The sequence below is a fragment of the Pseudonocardia sp. OZ21 genome (assembly GCF_059359135.1).
In genome coordinates, this window is sequence record NZ_JCADBN010000006.1 from 188,740 (window position 1) to 209,738 (window position 20,999).

At 69.8% G+C, this 20,999-nt stretch carries 24 protein-coding genes; 15 read left to right on the forward strand and 9 right to left on the reverse strand.

Features of this window, described 5'->3' with window-relative positions; translation table 11 throughout:
* The first annotated feature begins 27 nt into the window (after positions 1-27).
* Together AC5L35_RS16810 and AC5L35_RS16815 are read left to right on the forward strand one after the other, a co-directional pair.
* Positions 28-1,719 carry an FAD-binding dehydrogenase gene (locus AC5L35_RS16810; RefSeq protein ID WP_495060567.1) on the forward strand — a complete coding sequence of 564 codons (1,692 nt, stop codon included), beginning with the start codon at positions 28-30 and terminating at the stop codon, positions 1,717-1,719.
* 167 nt (positions 1,720-1,886) lie between these two features.
* Entirely contained in the window at positions 1,887-2,324 is a 438-nt protein-coding gene (locus AC5L35_RS16815; RefSeq protein ID WP_495060568.1) for a hypothetical protein, read from the forward strand.
* Between the two features lie 49 nt (positions 2,325-2,373).
* Here AC5L35_RS16815 and AC5L35_RS16820 read toward each other — a convergent pair whose 3' ends face one another.
* The 3 genes from AC5L35_RS16820 to AC5L35_RS16830 all read right to left on the reverse strand — a co-directional run bounded on the left by AC5L35_RS16820 (position 2,374) and on the right by AC5L35_RS16830 (position 5,339).
* Positions 2,374-2,898: a class F sortase gene (locus AC5L35_RS16820; RefSeq protein ID WP_495060569.1), complete on the reverse strand. Its 525-nt coding sequence runs from the start codon at positions 2,896-2,898 to the stop codon at positions 2,374-2,376.
* Positions 2,899-3,032: 134 nt separating this feature from the next.
* Complete coding sequence (locus tag AC5L35_RS16825) at positions 3,033-3,815, reverse strand: hypothetical protein (protein ID WP_495060570.1); 783 nt, start codon at positions 3,813-3,815, stop codon at positions 3,033-3,035.
* A gap of 978 nt (positions 3,816-4,793) precedes the next feature.
* Positions 4,794-5,339, reverse strand: coding sequence for an NUDIX hydrolase (locus AC5L35_RS16830; RefSeq protein ID WP_495060571.1), 546 nt, complete (start codon positions 5,337-5,339; stop codon positions 4,794-4,796).
* Positions 5,340-5,517: 178 nt separating this feature from the next.
* Between AC5L35_RS16830 and AC5L35_RS16835 the strand changes: the two genes are divergently transcribed.
* A complete protein-coding gene (locus AC5L35_RS16835) occupies positions 5,518-6,183 on the forward strand; it encodes a hemerythrin domain-containing protein (RefSeq protein WP_495060572.1) in 666 nt (221 codons plus the stop codon).
* A 23-nt stretch (positions 6,184-6,206) separates the two neighbouring features.
* Here AC5L35_RS16835 and AC5L35_RS16840 read toward each other — a convergent pair whose 3' ends face one another.
* Positions 6,207-6,374 carry a hypothetical protein gene (locus tag AC5L35_RS16840; protein ID WP_495060573.1) on the reverse strand — a complete coding sequence of 56 codons (168 nt, stop codon included), beginning with the start codon at positions 6,372-6,374 and terminating at the stop codon, positions 6,207-6,209.
* A 422-nt stretch (positions 6,375-6,796) separates the two neighbouring features.
* Between AC5L35_RS16840 and AC5L35_RS16845 the strand changes: the two genes are divergently transcribed.
* Together AC5L35_RS16845 and AC5L35_RS16850 are read left to right on the forward strand one after the other, a co-directional pair.
* Positions 6,797-7,525 (forward strand): YoaK family protein, encoded by a 729-nt coding sequence (locus tag AC5L35_RS16845; RefSeq protein WP_495060574.1) that lies wholly within the window; start codon positions 6,797-6,799, stop codon positions 7,523-7,525.
* Positions 7,526-7,585: 60 nt separating this feature from the next.
* Positions 7,586-8,104: a DinB family protein gene (locus tag AC5L35_RS16850; RefSeq protein ID WP_495060575.1), complete on the forward strand. Its 519-nt coding sequence runs from the start codon at positions 7,586-7,588 to the stop codon at positions 8,102-8,104.
* Positions 8,105-8,115: 11 nt separating this feature from the next.
* Here AC5L35_RS16850 and AC5L35_RS16855 read toward each other — a convergent pair whose 3' ends face one another.
* Positions 8,116-8,721 (reverse strand): TetR/AcrR family transcriptional regulator, encoded by a 606-nt coding sequence (locus tag AC5L35_RS16855; protein WP_495060576.1) that lies wholly within the window; start codon positions 8,719-8,721, stop codon positions 8,116-8,118.
* 105 nt (positions 8,722-8,826) lie between these two features.
* On the opposite strand from AC5L35_RS16855, the gene AC5L35_RS16860 reads away from it, so the two are divergent.
* The 6 genes from AC5L35_RS16860 to AC5L35_RS16885 all read left to right on the forward strand — a co-directional run bounded on the left by AC5L35_RS16860 (position 8,827) and on the right by AC5L35_RS16885 (position 13,898).
* Positions 8,827-10,032 carry an alpha/beta hydrolase family protein gene (locus AC5L35_RS16860; RefSeq protein ID WP_495060577.1) on the forward strand — a complete coding sequence of 402 codons (1,206 nt, stop codon included), beginning with the start codon at positions 8,827-8,829 and terminating at the stop codon, positions 10,030-10,032.
* 59 nt (positions 10,033-10,091) lie between these two features.
* Positions 10,092-10,412, forward strand: coding sequence for a DMT family transporter (locus tag AC5L35_RS16865; protein ID WP_495060578.1), 321 nt, complete (start codon positions 10,092-10,094; stop codon positions 10,410-10,412).
* The gene (locus AC5L35_RS16870) at positions 10,409-10,966 is read left to right on the forward strand and encodes a TetR/AcrR family transcriptional regulator (RefSeq protein WP_495060579.1); all 558 of its coding nucleotides are present in this window, start codon (positions 10,409-10,411) and stop codon (positions 10,964-10,966) included. Before AC5L35_RS16865 ends, AC5L35_RS16870 begins: the two co-directional genes overlap by 4 nt.
* 166 nt (positions 10,967-11,132) lie before the next feature.
* Positions 11,133-11,963 (forward strand): ABC transporter ATP-binding protein, encoded by an 831-nt coding sequence (locus AC5L35_RS16875; protein ID WP_495060580.1) that lies wholly within the window; start codon positions 11,133-11,135, stop codon positions 11,961-11,963.
* A gap of 23 nt (positions 11,964-11,986) precedes the next feature.
* Positions 11,987-12,835, forward strand: coding sequence for an ABC transporter permease (locus AC5L35_RS16880; RefSeq protein WP_495060581.1), 849 nt, complete (start codon positions 11,987-11,989; stop codon positions 12,833-12,835).
* Between the two features lie 49 nt (positions 12,836-12,884).
* Entirely contained in the window at positions 12,885-13,898 is a 1,014-nt protein-coding gene (locus AC5L35_RS16885; RefSeq protein ID WP_495060582.1) for an ABC transporter substrate-binding protein, read from the forward strand.
* A 24-nt stretch (positions 13,899-13,922) separates the two neighbouring features.
* Here the strand turns inward: AC5L35_RS16885 and AC5L35_RS16890 are convergent, their stop codons facing one another.
* Positions 13,923-14,447 (reverse strand): GNAT family N-acetyltransferase, encoded by a 525-nt coding sequence (locus AC5L35_RS16890; protein ID WP_495060583.1) that lies wholly within the window; start codon positions 14,445-14,447, stop codon positions 13,923-13,925.
* A 94-nt stretch (positions 14,448-14,541) separates the two neighbouring features.
* Between AC5L35_RS16890 and AC5L35_RS16895 the strand changes: the two genes are divergently transcribed.
* Positions 14,542-15,315, forward strand: coding sequence for a class I SAM-dependent methyltransferase (locus tag AC5L35_RS16895; protein WP_495060584.1), 774 nt, complete (start codon positions 14,542-14,544; stop codon positions 15,313-15,315).
* On the opposite strand, the gene AC5L35_RS16900 is transcribed toward AC5L35_RS16895, so the two are convergent.
* On the reverse strand, positions 15,316-17,019 hold the full coding sequence (locus AC5L35_RS16900) for an AMP-binding protein (RefSeq protein WP_495060585.1): 1,704 nt from the start codon (positions 17,017-17,019) through the stop codon (positions 15,316-15,318).
* A 386-nt stretch (positions 17,020-17,405) separates the two neighbouring features.
* Between AC5L35_RS16900 and trpD the strand changes: the two genes are divergently transcribed.
* Together trpD and AC5L35_RS16910 are read left to right on the forward strand one after the other, a co-directional pair.
* Positions 17,406-18,623 carry an anthranilate phosphoribosyltransferase gene (gene trpD, locus AC5L35_RS16905; protein ID WP_495060586.1) on the forward strand — a complete coding sequence of 406 codons (1,218 nt, stop codon included), beginning with the start codon at positions 17,406-17,408 and terminating at the stop codon, positions 18,621-18,623.
* Positions 18,624-18,702: 79 nt separating this feature from the next.
* Entirely contained in the window at positions 18,703-19,272 is a 570-nt protein-coding gene (locus AC5L35_RS16910) for a TIGR03086 family metal-binding protein (protein WP_495060587.1), read from the forward strand.
* A 17-nt stretch (positions 19,273-19,289) separates the two neighbouring features.
* Here AC5L35_RS16910 and AC5L35_RS16915 read toward each other — a convergent pair whose 3' ends face one another.
* The gene (locus tag AC5L35_RS16915) at positions 19,290-19,739 is read right to left on the reverse strand and encodes a hypothetical protein (protein ID WP_495060588.1); all 450 of its coding nucleotides are present in this window, start codon (positions 19,737-19,739) and stop codon (positions 19,290-19,292) included.
* A 393-nt stretch (positions 19,740-20,132) separates the two neighbouring features.
* Here AC5L35_RS16915 and AC5L35_RS16920 point away from each other — a divergent pair, with 393 nt between their 5' ends.
* Positions 20,133-20,624, forward strand: a complete 492-nt coding sequence (locus AC5L35_RS16920) for a YajQ family cyclic di-GMP-binding protein (protein ID WP_495060589.1) — start codon at positions 20,133-20,135, stop codon at positions 20,622-20,624.
* Here AC5L35_RS16920 and AC5L35_RS16925 read toward each other — a convergent pair.
* Positions 20,523-20,993, reverse strand: a complete 471-nt coding sequence (locus AC5L35_RS16925; RefSeq protein WP_495060720.1) for a tyrosine-type recombinase/integrase — start codon at positions 20,991-20,993, stop codon at positions 20,523-20,525. The two genes, AC5L35_RS16920 and AC5L35_RS16925, sit on opposite strands and share 102 nt — an antisense overlap.
* Between the last annotated feature and the right edge of the window lie 6 nt (positions 20,994-20,999).

Sequence of the window (20,999 nt, forward strand, 5' to 3'; positions counted from 1 at the left end):
ATCCGCGGGCGCCTGAAGTGTGTCCGTGTGGAAGCAGATGTCATCGTCGTCGGGGCGGGCCTCGCCGGCCTTGTCGCAACAGCCGAGCTCGCCGATGCGGGCCGCCGTGTGCTGCTGCTCGACCAGGAGCCCGAGACGGGGCTGGGCGGGCAGGCGTTCTGGTCGTTCGGCGGGCTGCTCCTCGTCGACTCCCCCGAGCAGCGCCGGATGGGCATCCGCGACTCCTTCGACCTCGCGATGCAGGACTGGCTGGGCAGCGCCGCGTTCGACCGCGGGGTCGACGACCCGTTGGGCGAGGACTTCTGGGCCCGGCAGTGGGCCACTGCCTATCTCGACTTCGCGACGGGTGAGAAGCGCGCATGGCTGCACGCCCAGGGGGTGCGCTGGTTCCCGATCGTGGGCTGGGCCGAGCGGGGCGGCTACCTGGCCGACGGCCACGGCAACTCCGTGCCGCGCTTCCACCTCACCTGGGGCACCGGGCCGGGGCTCGTCGCCCCGTTCGAGCGCCGGGTGCGCGACGCCGTCGCGAAGGGGCTGGTCGAGCTGCGGTTCCGGCACCGGGTGGACGACCTGACGGTCACTGACGGAGCCGTCGACGGCGTGCGGGGCGCAGTACTCGAGCCGAGCACCGCCGCGCGCGGCACGGCGAGCTCCCGCACCGAGGTCGGCGAGTTCGAGCTGCACGCCCAGGCCGTGATCGTCACCTCCGGTGGGCTCGGCGCCGACCACGATCTGGTGCGGGCCAACTGGCCGTCCCGGCTGGGTCCGGTGCCGCGCCACATGATCTCCGGCGTTCCCGAGCACGTCGACGGCCGGATGCTGGCGATCACCGAGCGCGCAGGCGGCCGGCTGGTCAACCGCGACCGCATGTGGCACTACACCGAGGGCGTCCACAACTGGGACCCGATCTGGGCCCGGCACGGGATCCGGATCCTCGCCGGACCCTCGTCTCTCTGGTTCGACGCGCGCGGCAGGCGCTTCCCCGCGCCGAACTTCCCCAGCTTCGACACCCTCGGCACGCTCGAGGCGATCGCCCGGACCGGGTTCGACCACTCGTGGCTGGTGCTCACCCGCAAGATCATCGAGAAGGAGTTCGCGCTCTCGGGCTCGGAACAGAACCCCGACATCACCGGCAAGGACATCCGGGCCACGCTCGGCCGGATCCGGCCAGGAGCGCCGGCACCGGTGCAGGCGTTCATGGACAAGGGCGTGGACTTCGTCGTCGCCGACACGCTCGCCGAGCTCGTCACGGGCATGAACAAGCTCGTCGCGAACACCGACGGACCGGACGACCCCGAGCCGCTGATCGATCTCGCCGAGCTGCAGGGCCAGATCGTCGCCCGCGACCGGGAGATCGACAACCCCTTCACCAAGGACATGCAGCTGGCTGCGATACACGCCGCGCGGCGCTACCGCGGCGACCGGCTGGTCCGCATCGCGCAGCCGCACAAGATCCTCGACCCGGCGAACGGTCCGCTGGTCGCCGTGCGGCTCAGCATCGTCACCCGCAAGACGCTGGGTGGCCTGCAGACCGATCTGTCGAGCCGCGTGCTGGGCGCCGACGCCACCCCCGTGCCCGGCCTCTACGCGGCGGGCGAGGTCGCCGGGTTCGGCGGGGGCGGGGTGCACGGCTACCGGTCACTGGAGGGCACGTTCCTCGGCGGGTGCCTGTTCTCCGGTCGGCAGGCCGGCCGGGCGGCGGCGCTGTCCACCGCGTGACCCGGGCTCGCGCGCAGCCCGTCCCCCGGCGCGGCAAGCAGCCGGCCACCGGATCATGCCGCTCGGCGCTCCCGACCGACCCCTGCCCGTGATCATCACCGTCGACGTAGCGCTTCACGGTGCTCCGCCGACGTCCAGTTGTGGCGCCACGGACGACAGGGGCAGGCATGCGTGAACGTGGGTCGCGGACAGCCGCTCGACCCACCCGCACCGCTCCCCTCACCGCAGTGGGGCTGGGCGCGGGCGACGGGCTGCTCCTGATCGCGCTCGCCGCCGTGGTGGCAGCCGGCGGCGGCCCCGACGGCGCGGTGGACACCACCGCGACCGCCGTGGCCGTGCTCGGTGGGCTGGTCCTGCTCTGGGGCGCGGTCACCCTGTTCAGGAGGATGCCGATCGGCCGGGTGCTGTTGTCCGCAGCCGCCTCGACCGTCGCCGTCGGCGTGGTGGTGCTGCTCGTCGTGGCGCCCTCGCCGTCGGAGCGGCCCGTCGACGTCGTGACCGGCGCGCTGCTCGTGGGGCTGCAGGCGGCGATCCTCGCCTGTGCACTGAGCCGCTCCACACTCCTGTGGCTCGTCGGCGCACCGGACTCACGCCGGAACCGGTAGGCCGGCGCTACGACCGGCCTACCGGTTCCGGGAACAGCTCGCGGCACGCTCAGACGGCATCGGAACCGACGAGGCTGGCATAGACCACGATGTTGTCCTCGTAGCTGTGGGCCTCGCGGTTGAAGTCACCGCCACAGGTGATGAGCCGGAGCCCGGCATGATCGATGTTCCCGTACACCGCTTCCGTCGGGAACTGGTGCTTCGGGTACTCGGCCACCCGGTCCACGCGGAACAAGGCAGTGGTCCCGTCGCTCCGGGCCACAGCCACCTGGTCACCGGGCTTGAGCTCGGTCAGCTTCGAGAACACGCCGTCCTTGCCCGCCCAGTTGACGTGCCCGGCGATGACCGCCGGACCCAGCTCGCCCGGACTCGGCGCCCCCGTGTACCAACCCGCCGGATAGGCACCGGGAGGCACCTCCATCGTGCCGTCGGCCTGCAGACCGAGATCCATGAGCTCGGAGGTGACCCCCAGGCTCGGGATCTGGATCTTCACCGGCTCCGAACGGGGCAGGGGCGCCGCCAACGGCCCCCCGGAAGGAGCAGGAGCCCGTTCGTCCGGCGCAGGAGCGGTCACCACCGGACGATCGGCGCCGGTCTCCATACCGCACGCGACCAGCCCGAGACTGAACACGGCACACAGCGCCGCCACCCCCGTCAGGACCCGAGTGAGGACCCGACGGGGGTGGCGGCGAACGAGGCGGTGACGCATCAGGCCTCGTGACGTCCTGCGCGCTGCCGCTGTGTGCGGCGCGCGGTCAGCGCGGCGGCTCCGCCGATGCCGGCCAGGGCGAGGGCACCGAGCGCGTAACCGGCGGGCGCAGTGCTTCCGTCGCCGGTCTCGACGCCACCCGAGGGCGCGTTCGGGACCTGCGAGCCGTTGCCGTTGCCGTTGCCGTTGTCGCCGTTGCCGTTGTCGCCGTTGCCGTTGTCGTCGTCGCCGTTGTCGTCGTCGCCGTTGTCGTCGTCGTCCTTGCCGTTGTCGTCCTTGCCGTTGTCGTCCTTGCCGTTGTCGTCCTTGCCGTTGTCGTCCTTGCCGTTGTCGTCCTTGCCGTTGTCGTCCTTGCCGTTGTCGTCCTTGCCGTTGTCGTCCTTGCCGTTGTCGTCCTTGTCGTAGTCCTCGGACTTGTCGACCTTCTTGTCCTTGTCGAAGTCCTCGGCCTTCTCGAACTTCTTGTCATCCTTGTGGGACTCGGCGTTGACCTCGTCGTGGTGCTTGTCCTTGTCCTTGTCGTCCCGTTCCGCCCAGCCGCGGTGGTCGTCCCGTTCCGCCCAGCCGCGGTGGTCGTCGCGGTCACGGTCGTCACCACCGATCGCCGGGATGGTGATGGCGGGGATGACGATGGGTCCGACAACGATCTCCGGGCTGAGCTCGGTGACGGCCTGCGGCGGTCCGGCAACCGGGCCGCCCCCGCCCTGGGCCGGAGCCGGGGACGCGCCCGCGACTCCCGCCATGGCCACCATCGCGGTGGCGGTTCCCACTGCAAGCGCCACACCCATCCAGGGTCGCAGCACTCTCGTGCGAGCGGAGCTGTTAGCCGATGCCACGAGTTTTCTCCCTATCGGTGACGCCCGGACGAGCACCCGAAAAGGATCGGACCGCGCCGGGAACTGAGTTGGCTCCTCAGCGAGTTATAACGAACACCGCTCCGAACAGAAACGCCACAGGCCGGTGGTTACAGTTCTTTCACCCGCACGTCCACGAAAACCCGTTCGGGGGAGAATTGCTCGCAGGGATGACCACAGGCCGTAGTCGGGAGCGGCCAGGCGTGCGCTTCTCGGCCACTCGGCCGAGCCCGGTGCTCCCGGCAGACGCCGGCGTGACCACCCGCCGCGACGACGACGGGGCTGCGGCACGAGGGTTGGACGCGCCACGAGCGTCGCCGGGCGGTCCTGGGAAGCGCTGCGGGCCGGGACGACACGGGGGACGGCACGCCGGTCGGACGAACAGTTGAGCAGCGCGGCGGTACGCCCTGGTGGACGGGAAGGAGGCGCCCGGACCGCGCCGGCGCGACCCGAACCGGGACGGCGTCAGGCTCCGGGCACTCCGTTCGTGCCTGCCGCGCCGTTGCGGCGGAACCGCAGACACCGGCGCTGCGGGGATCGGCACATCGAGCATTCGCCACCGACCCGGAAATGTTCATGAGCATCCCGGCCGTGGCCACATGTGCAGGAGCCACCACCGGGCGGCGGGCCGTCGGGCACACCACCCGGCGGGCGCGTCAGGTGCCGCGCCTGTTTGAGAATGTGGGCGGGCGCGTCCACCGGCGGCAGCGCGACCATTCCAACGATCGAGATCATCTGTTGCTCCTGAAGTCGGCGGGCCTACCGCCGCTTCGCCGGCACCCTCGTCACAGGGGATGTCGCAGATTCCGGCTCGGCCGTTGCAACGATGTCCGATCCCATTCGGGTGGACAAGGATCCGGAGAGATCGACTACGCGGAGCTCAGCGGCCGGTTTCCTGCCGGACGGTCAGCCCGGGAGCAGCGCCTCGACGCGGGCCAGCGTCTCGCGGACGTTCGCCTCGGTGACCGTGTGCGCCTCCGCCACGCTGAGCCAGCGCAGCGGAGCGTGCTCCTTCTCCGGGCGGACCGCGTCGGGTTCCGCAGTGGCCAGCACGAACCGCAGATCGGCGTGTTCGTGTTCGGGTTCGTCGCCCTTGGCTGCGACCGGCACAACCACCACGTGGACGAGCACCCTGTCCGGCCACGGCAGCAGGTCGGTCAGTCCGCTCTCCTCGCGTCCCTCGCGCAGCGCAACCTCGACCGGGTCGGTCTCCCCCGGGTCGCCGTGCCCACCGACCTGCAACCAGGCCTGCTGCCGCTCGTGCCAACGCAACAGCACTCGGCCGCTCTCGGGGTGCACGATCAGCGCCGACGCCGTGACGTGCAGAGGAATCGAACGCAGCCACGGGTCTTCCGCGCTCTCCACCAGTTCCAGGACCCGGGCCACGTCGGCGGCCTCGGAGGGATTGCGGGGCCGGAATCCGCTCAGCAGTTCGAGACACGCCGTGGACACCGCGCCAGCCTAACGGAGCACCTGTCCTGTCCCGTCCCGCCCGCCGAGCCGGAGTCCGTCCGGCGTGCCAAGCAGGCCGCACGGGGCCGAGCCGGTACCGGCAATTCACCCCCACATCACGCGTAGGATCCGCCCCCTCCGCGATCAGAGGAATACGATGACAACTGCACCCGGTGCGATGGCCGATGTCCGCGACATGTACCTGACACACATCATGATCCGCCGGGAGTTCAGCCAGGCATCGATGCTGGTCCGCGGTGTTCCGGAAGGCGATGTGAAGCGGGCCGGGGTGATCAGCCGCCACGTCACCGTCATCAGCACCATTCTTCATGCGCACCACGGGGGCGAGGACGCGCTGCTGTGGCCGAAACTGCTGGAGCGAGGGCCTGCCGAAATCGCTGCCGTGGTGCACGAGATGGAGGGTCACCACGAATCCATCGAACAGTCGAACAGGGAGATCGCGGCGGCGCTCACCGGCTGGCGCCGCGATGCGTCCTTCTCGCACCGTGAGGCATTGGCAGCAGCCCTCGATCGCCTGATCCCGGTGCTCGTCGAACACACGGCGCTGGAGGAGCAGCACATCCTGCCATTGGCGGAGAAGTACGTCACCGCCGCGGAGTGGCAGGAACTCGGCGCCCACGCCATGAGGGAACTCCCGAAGAAGCACCTGCCGCTGGCCTTCGGAATGGCGATGTACGAGGGCGACCCGGAGGTCATGCAGGGCGTTCTCGCCTACGCCCCGCTCATCGCACGCCTGCTGTTGCCGGTCATGGGGCCGCGGGCGTACGCGGCGCACGCCAAGCGCCTGCACGGCACGGCCACCCCCACCCGCTCGGCGGTGTGAGCAGAAGGGGTCCGGTGCAGGTGCTACGGGAGGTCCGGGAGCGCTTCCGTGCCGTACCTCGCGAGGATCGACAGCACCCGCTCGTCGATGCGCTCGGGGCCCCATGGCTGCACCATGACACCCTCCTCCGGCTCGTCGCCGCCTTCGATGAAGGTGCTCTCCGTGCCGCCGGGCGTGTAGAAGCACAGCATCCGCGCCGGATGCAGTCTGGCATGGGTGTGCGGTACCGGACCGCTGCCGACGACTTCGTGAGGCCCGCGATGGTCGGACCGAAATCACGCTCGGACATCCGGGGGGTCACTCGCCGATGGTCCTTGCACTGGTAATTCGTGGTTGCACCCTCAACCAAGTCGAACGCTAGCAGGCGAGGAAAGCACAGACCATGCCCGATCGTGGCGGGTCGGACCAATTCCTCCACGTCGTGCCGCCCAGTGGACCACGTCGATGGTGGCAGTCCCGGTGGCTTTCTCGAATGACCAGGCGCGTACTGCAGCCGAGAACAGAGCGCACCGCTTCACCGCACGGGCGCGCACCCCATGGGTCACGATGGTGCCGGGCCGGACGGCCAGCAGACGGTCGGCGCCGGTGGCCCGATCACCACCGAGGAGGCGCCATGGCCGGGTCCGGGTCGCGGCTGTGGACCGAACTCGCGCGGAACGACGCCCACGGACCCCTGCCGATCCTTCTCCTGGTGCTGACCACGGCGACCGGGGTCGTGGACGCCGTCAGCATCCTCGCCCTCGGCAGGGTCTTCGTGGCCAACATGACCGGGAACGTGGTGTTCATCGGCTTCGCTCTCGCAGGCGCGCCGGGGTTCTCGCTGGCCGCGTCGCTGGCCGCGCTGGCGGGGTTCCTCGTCGGCGCGGGAGCAGGCGGCCCTCACGTCGAACGCTGGAGTGGGCACCGAGGTCAGCTCCTGCGAAACAGCGCGGCGATCGAACTCGGCCTGGTGGTGACGGGCCTCGTGTGTGCGGGCCTGCTGGCGTCCACTGCCGGAGACTGGGGCCTGGCAGTCGTCGCCGCCCTCCTGGCGGCCGCCATGGGGCTGCAGAACGCGGCGGTCCGCCGGCTCGCCGTGCCGGACCTGACCACCACGGTCCTCACCATGACGTTGACGGGCATCGCGGCGGACGGGCGCAAGGGCGGGTACCCGACGATCGCGCGACGGGTGCTGGCCGTGGTGACGATGCTCGTCGGGGCGCTGGTCGGTGCCCTGCTGGTGTTGCACGTCGGTCTCGCATGGGCGCTCGGGTTCGCCGCGGTCCTGCTGGGGATCGTGGCCATGGTCGCCACCCTGCGCAGCCGCCGTGCCGAGGAGTGGCACGTCCGCAGCGCCGGGTAGCCATGGTCGCCGGACCGGAAACCCGGCGACCACGGCGCACACCGCTGCCAGGATCGCGCGGTGCACCGTCGTGACCTACTGCGTTGGCAGTTCGACCTGGCATGGTCGCTGCTGGAGTACCACCTGCAGCGGCTGACGGCGGCGGACTTCCTGTGGGAACCCGCCGCCGCGTGCTGGACGCTGAGACTCGACGACGGCGGCTCGTGGGTGCCGGACTGGGAGGACCACGAGCCCGACCCGATCCCCGTGCCCACGATCGGCTGGATCATCTGGCATATCGGCTGGTGGTGGAGCGTGACGATCGACCACACCCGGGGACGCACGCCGCGGCAGCTCACCGAGATCGCCTGGCCTGGTGACGGCGGAAAGGCGGTCGAGTGGCTGCACGGCCTTCGAGCGGACTGGTCCGCGGCGCTCGACGGGCTGACCGACGCCGACCTCGACCGGATCGCGCCGTTCCCGTGGCCGAACGACCCTCAGCACACCGTCGCGCACATGGTCGCCTGGGTGAACGCCGAACTGATGAAGAACACCGCCGAGATCGGGCAGCTGCGCCTGGTGCGTGCCGCACAGCAGTGACGAGCGCGGAGTCATGCCGTGAGTGCGCCGATGACCTTGCTGGTGAGGCGCTCGAGGTAGTCGTCCCCGGTGGGTGTCCGGACGACGATCAACCGCCAATAGACGGGGCCGCCGAGGAAGTCCAGGCCGAGCTCGATGTCGATGTCGCCGGGAAGCTCCCCGCGTTCGATCGCCCGCTGCAGGATGCGGGCCGCGGCGGCCCGCCGAGGGGTGCGGACCGTGGCCATCAGGGCTTCGGCCAGCTCGTCGTTGCGGGACGCCTCTGCCAGCAGGTCCGGCACGATCCTGGACACGACAGAGTGCTCGAGCGCCTCGCGGGCGGCCCGGAGGAACTGCGCGATGTCCTCACGCAGACTGCCCATGTCGGGAGCCACGACCGAGGCTACGGCCGCCCGAGACACGAGAGCCACGGTCATCGCCTGCTTGGAGGGCCAGCGCCGGTAGACCGCGGCCTTGCCGGTGCCGGCGCGCCGCGCGACCGCCTCGATGGACAGCCTCCCGTAACCCACCGCGGCCAGCTCGTCGAAGAAGGCGACCGCGAGAGCGTCGGTCACGTCGTCCTGGAGGACGGGACCACCAGGAGTACGGCGGGCGGGCTTCCCTGAGGCGGACGACACGCGGAACACGCTAACACGAGACGGAACGGTTGCGTCTCGGCTGCGGTGCGACGTACCGTCGCCGTGCCGAGGCGGAACGGTTCCGTCTCGCCTAAGGGAGATGCCGTGAAGTTCCTTTTCGACGACGAGTCGTTCTCGTTCGAGACGCTGCGCGCCGCCGGGTTCGCCCCGTACGGGGGTGCGGACCTCGGCGAGGTCATCGCGACCGCTCGCACCATCGGCGAAGGCGACGAGGCCGGCTGGCACCGGGCCTGGAAGGCCACCGCGGAACGGGTGCGGGCGATCGGGGAGAAATCGCTCACCGCCGGCCACCGCGTCAGCGCACGGGAGGCACTCCTCAGAGCGTCGAACTACTACCGCACCGCGGAGTTCTTCCTGCGCGAGCACCCGGCCACCGACCCGGAGGTCACCCTGCTGTCGCATCTCGCCCGCGACACCTTCATCACGGCAGCCGGTTTGTTCGACAGCCCCGTCGAGGTCGTCTCCATCCCGTACGCGGACACGACACTCCCCGGGTACCTCTTCCTCGTCGACGGGTCCGGCACCCCACGCCCTACCGTCGTCTACAACAGCGGATACGACTCGACACTCGAGGAGTCCTACTTCGCCGTGGCCGCCGCGGCACTGCGCCGCGGATACAACGTGCTGGCCTTCGACGGCCCCGGACAGGGCGCCGCACTGCGCGACCAGCGCCTCGTCTTCCGTCCCGACTGGGAAGCGGTGGTCACACCGGTTCTCGACTTCGCCGAGACCCGCGGCGAGATCGCCGCGGACAAGATGGCCCTGTTCGGTTACAGCCTCGGCGGCTATCTCGTCGCCCGCGCAGCCGCCTTCGAACACCGCATCGCCGCACTCATCCTCGACGACGGGATCCACGACTTCCACGCCGCCTTCGACCGCATCCTGCCGCCCGTCGTGGCCTCCTGGATCACCCAGGGCCGCGACGACGTGGCCGACCCGGTGCTGGCGATGCTCGCAGCGGGCAACACCCAGGTGCGCTGGGCGTTGCGCAACGGTTCCTGGGCGATGGGCACCGACTCCTTCGCCGACCTGGTGCGCCGGACCACGGCCTACACCCTCGACGGGATCGCCGACCGGGTCACGGCCCCGACGCTGATCATGGACGCGGAGAACGACCAGTTCCTCGCAGGTCAGCCGCAGGAGGCGGAGAAGGCGCTCGTCAACGCCCTCACGACCCTGGCCACCCTGACCGACGCCGAGGGAGCGGGCGAGCACTGCCACATGGGAGCGATCTCGCGTGCCCACCAGGTCATGTTCGACTGGCTCGACGCCACCCTCGCGACCACCTGACCGGCACCGGGTCTGAGTTGTACTGTTGTACATGTACGTCCGTACATGAAGGGCTGCCCATGCCGTACGTGTTCCTGCTCGTCGCCATCGCCGCCGAGGTGCTCGGGACGAGCCTGCTGAAGGCCACCGAGGGGTTCACCCGGCTCTGGCCCAGCGTCGCGTGCCTGGTCGCATACGGGGTGTCGCTCGTCTTCCTGACCCAGGTCGTCAAGACGGTGCCGGTCGGCGTGACCTACGCGGTGTGGTCCGGCCTGGGCACGGCCGCGATCGTCGTCATCGGCGTCACGTTCTTCGGGGAGTCCCTGAGCGTGGTGAAGGTGCTGGGACTGGTGCTGGTCGTCGTGGGCGTGGTGGTGCTCAACCTCGGCGGGGCGCATTGAACGAGCGACGGGCTCCCCGCCGCCGAGACCCGGAAGGACGGCGCAGGGCGATCGTCGCCGCCACGGTGGAGGTCATGGCCGAGCACGGCCTGTCGAGGGTCACGCACCGGTTGGTCGCCGACCGCGCCGACGTGCCGCTCGGGTCGACGACGTACTACTTCCCCGCGTTGTCGGACCTGGTGTCGGCCGCCGTCGAGCAACTGGCCCGGTCCTGTGCCACCGAGATGCAGGAATGGGGCCGGCGCCTCACCTCCGGCGAGACCCCGCGGGCAGCGCTCGTACGGCTTGCCGCCGACTACCTCGCCGATCGTGCGCGAGCGATCGTCGAGATCGAGTTGTACGTGGCGGCGGCCCGGGAACCCGCACTGCGCCCGCCGGCAGAGCTGTGGATCGCCCAACTCCAGGAGATCCTGGAGCCGGTCACCGGCCCGGTACGGGCACGGGCCGTCAGCATGCTCCTCGACGGCGCCATGCTCCGTGCCGTGGTGAGCGGTGCGGAACTCGACGTCGAGGCGTTCGACCATGCGCTGCGGTCCTTGCTGGAGCCGACATAGCGCGGCACCGCGCGAAAAAAGGACTTGTCAAAGAAACAGGACCGTCCGCCTGATCAACATTCTGCGCCCTCAGCAGACGTCCGTATCGTGCCGACGGATCCGTTATCGGTGTGATTTGTCACCAGATCTTCGCGCGATCGGCCCCGGCGCGGCACGATCGGTGGGAATGAACCCGGGAGAGGGGCCCATCATCGTCGAGCGCGCCACCCATCGCGATGTCGCGGTGCGAGTGGACGGGGTATCGAAGGTATTCGCCGCCCGCCGAGATGTGGTTCACGCCCTCAGCGACGTCACCTTGTCCGTTCCCACGGGACAGTTCCTGTCGGTCGTCGGCCCCTCCGGATGCGGCAAGTCGACGTTGCTGCGGATCATCGGTGGCCTGGAACGGGCCACCTCGGGTTCGGTTCACCTCGGCTCGGCGGCCGGCGAGCGGCATCCGGCACGGGTGGCCTTCGTGTTCCAGGACAACGGGCTGTTCCCGTGGCTCACGGCGACACAAAATGTGCAGTTCGGGCTGCGAATGGCGGGAGTCGGCAAGAAGGAACGCGTCGAGCGGGCCGCGCACTGGCTCAGCCGGGTCGGCCTGCGCGCCTTCGCCGACTCGTACCCGGACCGGTTGTCCGGTGGCATGCGGCAGCGCCTTTCCCTCGCCCGTGCTTTCGTCACCGATCCCGACACCCTGCTGATGGACGAGCCGATGGGCGCGCTCGACGCGCAGACCAGGTCGCTCATTCAGGAGGACCTGATCGAGCTGTGGGAGCAGAACCGCAAGACGGTCGTCATGGTCACCCATTCCATCGACGAGGCGCTCCTGCTCGGCGACCGGGTGCTGGTGATGAGCAGGCGACCGGCAGCGGTCACGTCGGACATCGCGGTCGACCTCGATCGGCCCCGTGGCATGGCCACCACGGCATCGCCGCGGTTCGTCGAACTCAAGCTGTCCCTGTGGGAGTCCCTGCGCAACGAGGTTGCGGCGAGCATGCAGGACCCGGTGTGAGCGGTACCCGCTCCCTGCCACCCGTGAGCGAGACATCCGGACCCTCGGAGCGCCGCCGTACGACCGGGACGGACGAGACGGCGGAGATCGCCCGGATCGCCCGCCGCGACCGGCGCAAGCGTGGCCGGGACGTACTTCTCGGCATCGCGACACCGATCGTGCTCATCCTGGCCTGGCAACTGACGACGTCTCTCGGCCTGGTGGATCCCGTGATCTTCACGCCGCCCACCCAGATCATGTCGGCCGCAGGCGGCCTGCTCTCCGACGGCACTCTCGAACAGGACGTCATGGCCACCCTGGTTCGCCTCGGGGTCGGCTATCTGGTCGGCGCCGCAGGCGGCATCGTCATCGGCCTCGCGCTGGGCCTGGCACGTCCGCTGCGGGCGGCGTTCTCGCCATTGTTCGCAGCCCTGTACGCCATTCCCCAGATCGCTCTGCTGCCCCTGCTCCTGGTGATCTTCGGAATCGGAGAGCTCCCGAAGGTGCTGACGGTGGTCGCCGTGACCTTCTTCGTGATGGAGATCAACACGATCTCCGGAATCCGCGACCTGGACCCGCGACTGCTCGAGGCCGGCCGGGCCTACGGGGCCACCGGCTGGCGCCAACTGGTCCACGTTCTGCTTCCCGGATGCCTCCCGTCGGTGTTCACCGGCCTGCGGGTGGCGGTCGCACTGGCACTGGTGGCGATCACCGCCACCGAGATGGTGGCGTCGAACGACGGGCTCGGGTATCTGGTCTGGAACTCCTGGCAGTTGTTCCAGCCGCCCAACATGTATGTCGGACTGGTCGCCATCGCGTTGCTCGGCGCCGTGTCCACCGGAGTTGTCCTACTGGCCGAGCGCTTGGCGCTGCCCTGGTCGACCCGCCACTGAGGCGGCCCCCGTTCATGCGGCACAAGATTGCAGAAGAAGGAGCTCATTCGTGCGTGTTCGTCATCCACTGCTCACCGGCGGGATCATCGCCATCGCCGCCGCGGCCCTGGTGGCCTGTGGCAGCAGCGCTCCGACCGCCTCGGCCCCTGCGCAACCGAGCGACACGACGGTCGACGTGGCCTACGTGCCCGCGTCTCTGTTCGCGCCGTTGTACGTGGCGATGGGCAAGGGCTACTTCACGCAGCGCCACATCGACGTCCACCTGACGACCGTGGCGGCGGGGCAGGACGCCATCGCTCTCGCGGCGAGCAACAAGGTGCAGGCGGTGCTCGCGGGCTTTTCCGCCGGCCTGTTCAACGGCATCAACTCGGGGCTGGACGTGAAGGTGGTCGGCTCGATGGCAGGCGAACCGAGCGGACAGGCCGCCGACGGTCTCGTGGTCTCCTCGCAGATGGCGGACACGGTGAAGACCCCCGCCGATCTCCGCGGCAAGAAGATCGGGGTCAGTGGTGGACCAGGTGCCGCAGGCGGCTATCTGCTGGCCGAGGCGCTGGCGCCGTACCACCTGACGCTCAAGGACGTCACGCCGGTGAACCTCCCGCTCCCCGAGCAGGCGGCCGCCCTGAAGTCCGGAGGCGTCGCGGCAGCGCTGATGTCCAGCCCGTTCCTGTCCGACGCGGTCAGCTCCGGAACCGGCAAGCTGATCGCCAGCGCCCAGCCGGGCACCTCGGTGACCGGCGTCATCTACGGGGGCGCGTTCGCCAAGTCCCCCGCCGCGCAACCGTTCTTCGACGCTCTCGCCCAGGGCGCGCAGGACCTGCAGGGCGCCCAGGCCAAGTCGACCCCCAACCTGCAGATCGAGGCGAAGGCCATCGGCCAGAACCTGAGCGTGCTGCAGCAGCAGCCCGCCGACGTGTTCGATCCTCGCCTCGCCCCGCCCGTCACGACGCTCGACTCGATGCAGCAGGTGTTCCAGCAGGCCGGCCTGCTGAACTACAGCACGCCGCTGCCGAGCTCGAAGTACGTCGACAACACCTACTCGGCGAACGTCCCCAAGACCTGACGAACGAAGCCAGCACCGCCGGCGTCAGCGAGCCCGGAGCCGGCGGTGCAGGCGCAGCTCGTGGAGATCGGCCCCGCCAGGTCCGCGGTCCGTCTTGGTCTGCCCGTCCAGGACCCACCCGGCGCGCCGATAGAAACCGAGGGCCCGGTCGTTTCCCGCCAGCACCCAGAGCGCGGCGTCGACGAACCGGAGTGCCGTGAGCCGCTGGATCGCGGCGCTGTGCAATCGGCCGCCGATCCCCTCGCGCCAACGACCGGGGTGGACGTAGAACGCGTAGAGCTCGCCGGTGGCCTCGCCCGCGGCACCGCCCCGGTTCGGCCCCATGGACACGAATCCGTGAACCGTGGAGTCGTCGGCCGCGACCAGAACGGGATCCCGGGTCGAGGGATCACTCAGGATGGCGGCCCACACCTGCTCGCGACCGTCGACGGAGAGCCCGGCAAGGACGTCGGCGGGTAGCAGCCCGCGGTAGGCCTCCTGCCAGGACGAGACGTGCACGGCGGCGATTCCGCGGGCGTCCTCCGGCCGCGCTTCTCGTATCACGATCATGCGCGCGAGGCTGCCATCCGGGAGCGGCCGTCGTCTGCTCGAAATCCGCGGCGACGACACACTGCCGCCGCACATCCTCGGTAGCGTCTCCCGGGTGCGGCGTGCAGACGGTAGTGCCGGCGATGTCGACTACCAGGTGATCGGCTCCGGCTACAGCCGCTACCGGCGTCCGGATCCGGCGATCGCCCGGGTCGTGCACGATGCTCTCGGAGCGGCGACCACGGTGCTGAACGTCGGCGCGGGCGCCGGTTCCTACGAGCCCGCCGATCGGCAGGTCACGGCCGTCGAGCCGGCGGCCTCGATGCGTGCGCAGCGCCCGGCCGACCGCCCTCCGGCGCTGGATGCGACGGCCGAGGAACTGCCGTTCGCCGACGGCTCCTTCGACGCGGCGATGGCCGTCCAGACCGTGCACCAGTGGACCGACCTCGCCCGGGGCCTGGCCGAGCTCCGGCGGGTCACCCGCGGCCCCGTTGTGGTGCTGACCTCCGACCCGCTCCTGCTGCCCCGGTTCTGGCTGAACCGCTACGCGCCGGAGGCGATCGACGTCGAGGCTCGCCGCGACCCCCCGCTCGAAGCCGTCACCGCCGGTCTCGGCGGGCGGTGCACCATCACCCCGGTCCCGATCCCGCTGCACTGCGTCGACGGGTTCTGCGAGGCCTACTACGGCCGTCCGGAACTCCTGCTCGACCCGGGCGCCCGGCGGGCCATGTCGACCTGGACCTTCGTACCGGCTGCAGTCCACGAGCGGTTCGAGCACGACCTGGGTCGCGACCTGGCCGAGGGCCGCTGGGACGCCGACCACGGGCACCTGCGTCGCCAGCCCCACTTCCTCGGCTCGCTCGTCCTCGTCGTCTCCCACCGGCCCTGACTACGGGGCTGTGGCGTCGAGCGCGGCGGGGTCGGCGCCACCTTGCAGCCAGCGGCGAAGCAGTTCCTTGCGAACCTTCCCCATGGAGTTGCGCGGCAGTGCGGGCACGGCTTCGACCCGAGTGGGCTGGTACCACTCGGTCATGCCCAGCTCGTCCAGGTACTTCCGCAGATCGGCGATGGAAGGCGGCGCGGTGTGGCTGACGATGACGGCGCAGGCCAGTTCACCGCCGTCACCGTCCGGATAACCGACGAGAGCCACGTCGTCGATGTCCGGGTGCCCCAACAGCGTCGTCTCGACATCGTTGACGGGGATCATGAACGCGCCCCCGATCCGGTCGGCGGCGCGGCCGAGCAGCTGGATTCCGCCACGACCGTCCGGGACGGCCAGGTCGCCCGTGTCGTACCAGCCGTCATCGTGCTCGGCGATGACGGTCACGTCGCCGCTGTCCCGGCCCACGGTGGCCAGGCATACGGGGGCTCCCCGGATGAACAGCCGCGCGGCCTGCTCCGCGGTGGTGTCGCCCTCGTGCCGCAGGTCGAGCTCCACTCCGGGAATCGGTCGGCCGACGCTGTGAGCGATCCAGTCGGCGGGATCATCGCGCCGGATGAACGTGCACGATCCAGCCGTCTCGGTCATTCCCCAGGCCGTTCGCAGTGGCAGGCCGAAAACCGACTGCACGTCCTCGATCAGAGGACCCGGGGTCAGCGTCCCGAAGGACACGACCGTGCCGAGTGCCGGCAACGGCGTGGGCCGGCTGCGCAACTCCGTGATCAGCGCGGAGAGCGTGACCGGCACTCCGCCCAGCAGGCTGACCGCGTTCTCCGTCATCAGGTCCAATGCCGTTTCCGGCTCCCACGTGTCCAGCAGGACCGTGCGCCCGCCCACGAGCAGGGGTACCAGGTTGGAGAGACCGGTTCCTGCGATATGGGTCAGTGCGGCAGAACTGAGGAACACATCCGCCGACCCGTAGCCGTCCTCGAACGTCGGGGCGGAGTAGGCGGCATACAGGGTGTTCAGGGTATGCAGCGCCGCTTTCGGCTCCCCCGTGGTGCCGGAGGTGAACAGCACCAGGCCGACCCGGTCCGGATCCGCGGACAACCCGGCGAGAGCTGTGGCGTGAGTGCGCTCCCAGGGAACGTTCTGACAGTGCTCGACGAAGTCGATCTCGTCGTCCGAGGCATCACCGAGCACCACTCGATGGCGCAGGTCAGGCAGCCGTGGCGCGAACTCGGCCAGCGCCGACGCGTGCTCGAAGCCGTCCCACCGGTCGATGCTGATGAAGACACCGGCCTGCAGCCGGCGCAGCACCCGCTCCAGTTCGCGTGGGCGAATGCTGGTGATGATCGGCGCGAACACCGCTCCGATCCGGGCGCACGCCAGCAGGAGCACATTCACCTGCCAACGGTTGGGCAGTTGGAGCGCAACCACCTGCCCCGGGCGGACCCCCAGTTCCCACAAGGCACCGGCGAACCGTTCGACGTGGTCGGCGTACTGCCGGTACGTCAGCCGCTCGACGCCGGTACCCATCTGATGAGCAACGATGGCGATCGCCTCGGGGGACTCGTCCCGCCACCGCAGCAGGTCGTCGAGGACAGTGCCCTCTCGCCACACCTTCGACTCGCGGAACCGGCGGATCGCCGAATCCGGCGGGCGCAGCGCCAGGGCCTCCCGGAAACCGGCCTCGTTCACCACGCTCGACACTTCATTCACCTGCGGTTCATTCATACCCGGCTCACACCTCTCACCTCTACGCAGGCGTCTCATCTAACCAGGATCAGCATTGCGACCACAGTTTCACAATACGGAGAATGGCGAGAAAGTAGACAAACAATACTCAGGCTCCGGGCCGGGCCCACCGGCACTCCTCCGGGCGCCGTTAGTGCGTTGCCGCGGGGCGGAGCAGGTGTTGAGATGCGCGGGTGATGTCGTCTGCGCAGTGCTGGTGGTGGTCGCCTACCCGGCGACCGTGAAGCTTGCGCTGTTCTCGGCTGCCGTAGGGCCGAGGACTGACGCATCCCCTCCCGGATTCGCGGATCCCGGCCCGTCCCCTCCAGGCGGCCGGTATCCCGAACCGGAAGGACCACCTGATGTCCCGCTCTGCGTCGCTCTCGCCACTGGGTTCGCGTCCCGCCCCGGGCGCCTCGGGTCTGTGGCCGACGGTGCTCACCGCTCTGCTCCGCGGCGAGGATCTGCCGGCGCTGCTCACTGAGCAGGTGATGGACGAGATCGTCGCGGGCGCGGCCACCCCCGCCCAGATCGCCGCGTTCGCCGTGCTGCTGCGGACGAAGGGAGAAACCGCCGACGAGATCGCCGGGTTGACGACGTCCCTGATGCGCAGCGCCACCCCGGTTCGCATCGAGGGGACGGCAGTCGACGTCGTGGGCACCGGGGGCGACGGAGCCGACACGGTGAACATCTCGACGATGGCAGCCCTGGTGGTGGCCGGCACGGGCCGGCGCGTGATCAAACACGGAGGGCGCGGCGCCTCGTCGACCTGCGGTACCGCCGATGTCCTCGAAGAACTCGGCGTACGCATCGATCTCCACGCCGACGGGGTCGCACGAACGGTCGCGACCAGCGGGATCGGGTTCTGCTTCGCGCCGGTCTTTCAGCCCGGCCTCGCCCACACCTCCGCACCGCGCCGTCAGATCGGTGTCCCCACCGTGTTCAACCTGCTCGGGCCGCTCGTCAACCCGGCCCGTCCGGCCGCGTCCCTGATCGGCTGCGCCGACGACACCAAAGCTCCGGTGCTGGCCCGGGTGTTCGCCGACCGCGGAGTCACCGCACTCGTCGTTCGCGGTGACGACGGCCTCGACGAACTCACCACGACGACCACGTCGAAGATGTGGATCGCCGGCGGCTCCCGGGTCGCGCGCGTACGGATCGACCCGGCGGCACTCGGGATACCGGCCGCGCCCGCCGGTGCCCTGCGTGGGGCCGACCGCTTCCACAACGCCGGGGTCGTACGCGACGTCCTGGCGGGGAAACCCGGCCCGGTCCGGGATGCGGTGCTGCTCAACGCCGCCGCCGCGATCGTGGCCCATGACGTCGCCGACGGTTCTCATCTCCCCGACACCGTTCCCGGTGCGCTGCCGGCGGCACTCGACACCGCGGCCCGATCCGTCGACTCGGGCGCCGCACGACGCACCCTCGAGCACTGGGTGGCCACCAGCAACGTCAAAGGCGTCGCGCTCCGGCTGACGCGTCCCGCGCGCTGGTTCGGGTCCTCGCAGGGCCTGTGGGCGCTGCGAGGACCACAACGGGCGCGCGTCGCGGTCGGCAACGCCGGTCCGCCGATGAGTTGAGCTCGGGGCTGCGGTCTTGTCTGACACCACGCGACGGGCATCGCCGTCGTGCCCTCCGACCCCCCAGGGAGGCGATTCAGTGATCGCGAACCAGACCCCCGCCGACGAGTATCGCGAGATCGCCGGCCGCTTCACCCAGCTCGTCGAGGTCGTGCCCGACCATGCCACGTGGAGCCGTCGGTCCCCTGTCCCCGAATGGACCGCCCGCGACGTCGTGGGGCACCTCGTCGGGTGGTTTCCCGGCTTCCTGGCCGGCGGCGCAGGCGTGACCCTGCCGCAGGGGCCCAGTGTCAACGAGGACCCGGTGTCCGCCTGGCGCACCATGAGCGACGGCGTCCAGGCCCTCCTCGACGACCCCGCCTCGGCCGACAAGAAGCTGGTCGACCGGCACATCGGCGAGGTGGCGCTGCCCATGGCGATCGCGCAGTTCTTCACCAACGACGTCTTCATGCACACGTGGGACCTCGCCCGCGCCACCGGCCAGGACGAGACCCTCGACCCTCAGCGCTGCGCGGCCCTACTGGAACAGATGCGGCCCCTCGATGACGTGCTGCGCTCCAGCGGGCAGTACGGGCCCAAGGTCGACGTCCCCAACGACGCCGACGCTCAGACCAGGCTGCTCGCCTTCATCGGCCGCAACCCCTTCTGACCCCCGAGAAAGCGTCCTCACCGCTCGGCTCGAACGCGAAAACGGTGGCTTTGGAGCAGCCGCTCAACGGCGGCCCGGGACAGCAACAAGGCAAGGATCAGCAGCGTCACCGAGAAGAAGCCGCCAAGGCTGACGCGCGCGCCGAAGACGAGGTCGACGGCCTCCAGGACGAGGAACTTGCTCCCGAAGAGAACGGCCCAGAGCATGACCGCCGCAATCACCTTGCCGCTCGGCGTCGACGCTGCCCGGAACCGTGCCTTCACCCTGCTCTTCGCGGCCACGACGACGTCGAGGATGCCCTTCAGCAGGACAGCGGTGAGCAGGGAGATGGTGAACGTCTCGGTGAGCACCTGGGGGAGGTACTCCACGAAAAGGTTCAGGACGACCACGTAGACGAGGACGTCGACGACGGCCGCCGCGATGCGCGGCTCGAGGGGTGCGGGCGCGTCCTCATCCTGATCAGGCATGTGATCCCCCTCGCGAGGCGTCGTCGAGAGCAGGATTATCCGGCCGGAGGACTCATCCGCCCCGGATGGAGGGAAAGCCGACGGCCGCGGCCACGGTGGAACCCGGTGTCGGACAGACGCGATCATGAACCGCCCTGCCTCGGCGCCTCCTCCGCCCCGCGGAGCAGAGCGTCCACGCCTGCCCGCCCACGCGGCCACCACCTTCGCCGGGCGTGCGGTGCGGCTGCTCAGGCGGGACATGCACAAAAGCGGCCTCTGTCCAGATTTCGCTGGTCAGAGGCCGCTTGTGCGGGGTGTGGCAGGTCAACCTGCCAGTGCGCCGTGGCGCGGGTATGAGGATACGACAGCGATGAACCGGGTCCAGCAGCGGCCCGGTCACCAAGGAGGAACCTGATGGCCGACCCGTCGTTCGACGTGGTGAGCAAGGTCGACCGGCAGGAGGTCGACAACGCCCTTAACCAGGCGGCGAAGGAGCTCTCGCAGCGCTTCGACTTCCGCGGGACCGGGACCTCGATCGCCTGGGCCGGCGAGGAAGCTCTGACGATCGAGTCGGAGACCGAGGAGCGGGCCACGGCGGCCGTCGAGGTCTTCAAGGAGAAGCTGATCAAGCGGAACATCTCGCTGAAGGCGTTCGAGGCCGGTGAGCCCGCCGTCTCCGGGAAGATCTACAAGGTCAACGGCAAGATCCTGCAGGGCATCGAGTCGGACAAGGCCAAGGAGATCAGCAAGGCCATCCGGGACGAGAAGCTGAAGGGCGTGCAGGCGCAGATCCAGGGCGACCAGCTACGCGTGTCGGGCAAGAAGAAGGACGACCTGCAGGCCGTCATCGCGCTGCTCAAGGGCAAGGACTTCGGGATCGCCCTGCAGTTCACCAACTACCGGTAGCACACACGGGCTGACCAGCGCAGACGCTTCACGCGACCCCCGCCGGTACAACTCCGGTACAACCGAGCGCGGAGCCGACGAGCGTCCGCGTCCGGTCGACCGCGGCGGGCCAGTACCCACGTAGGTGTTGAGCGTGATGGTCGGTGTGGTGTGCCCCATGGCGAGCTGCACCGACTTCACGTTCGCCCCGCCGAAGATCAGCACCGTGGCGAAGTAGTGGCGGAGGTCGCGCAGGCCGAAGCCGAGCGGAAGGCCGGCGGCCCTCACCGCGGGGCGCCAGATGTGTGACCAGTCGGCTCGGTGGATCGGGCGCCGGTCGCCACGGGTGAAGATCAGGTACGCCGGGCGTACTACCGGGACCGACAACATCGCCAA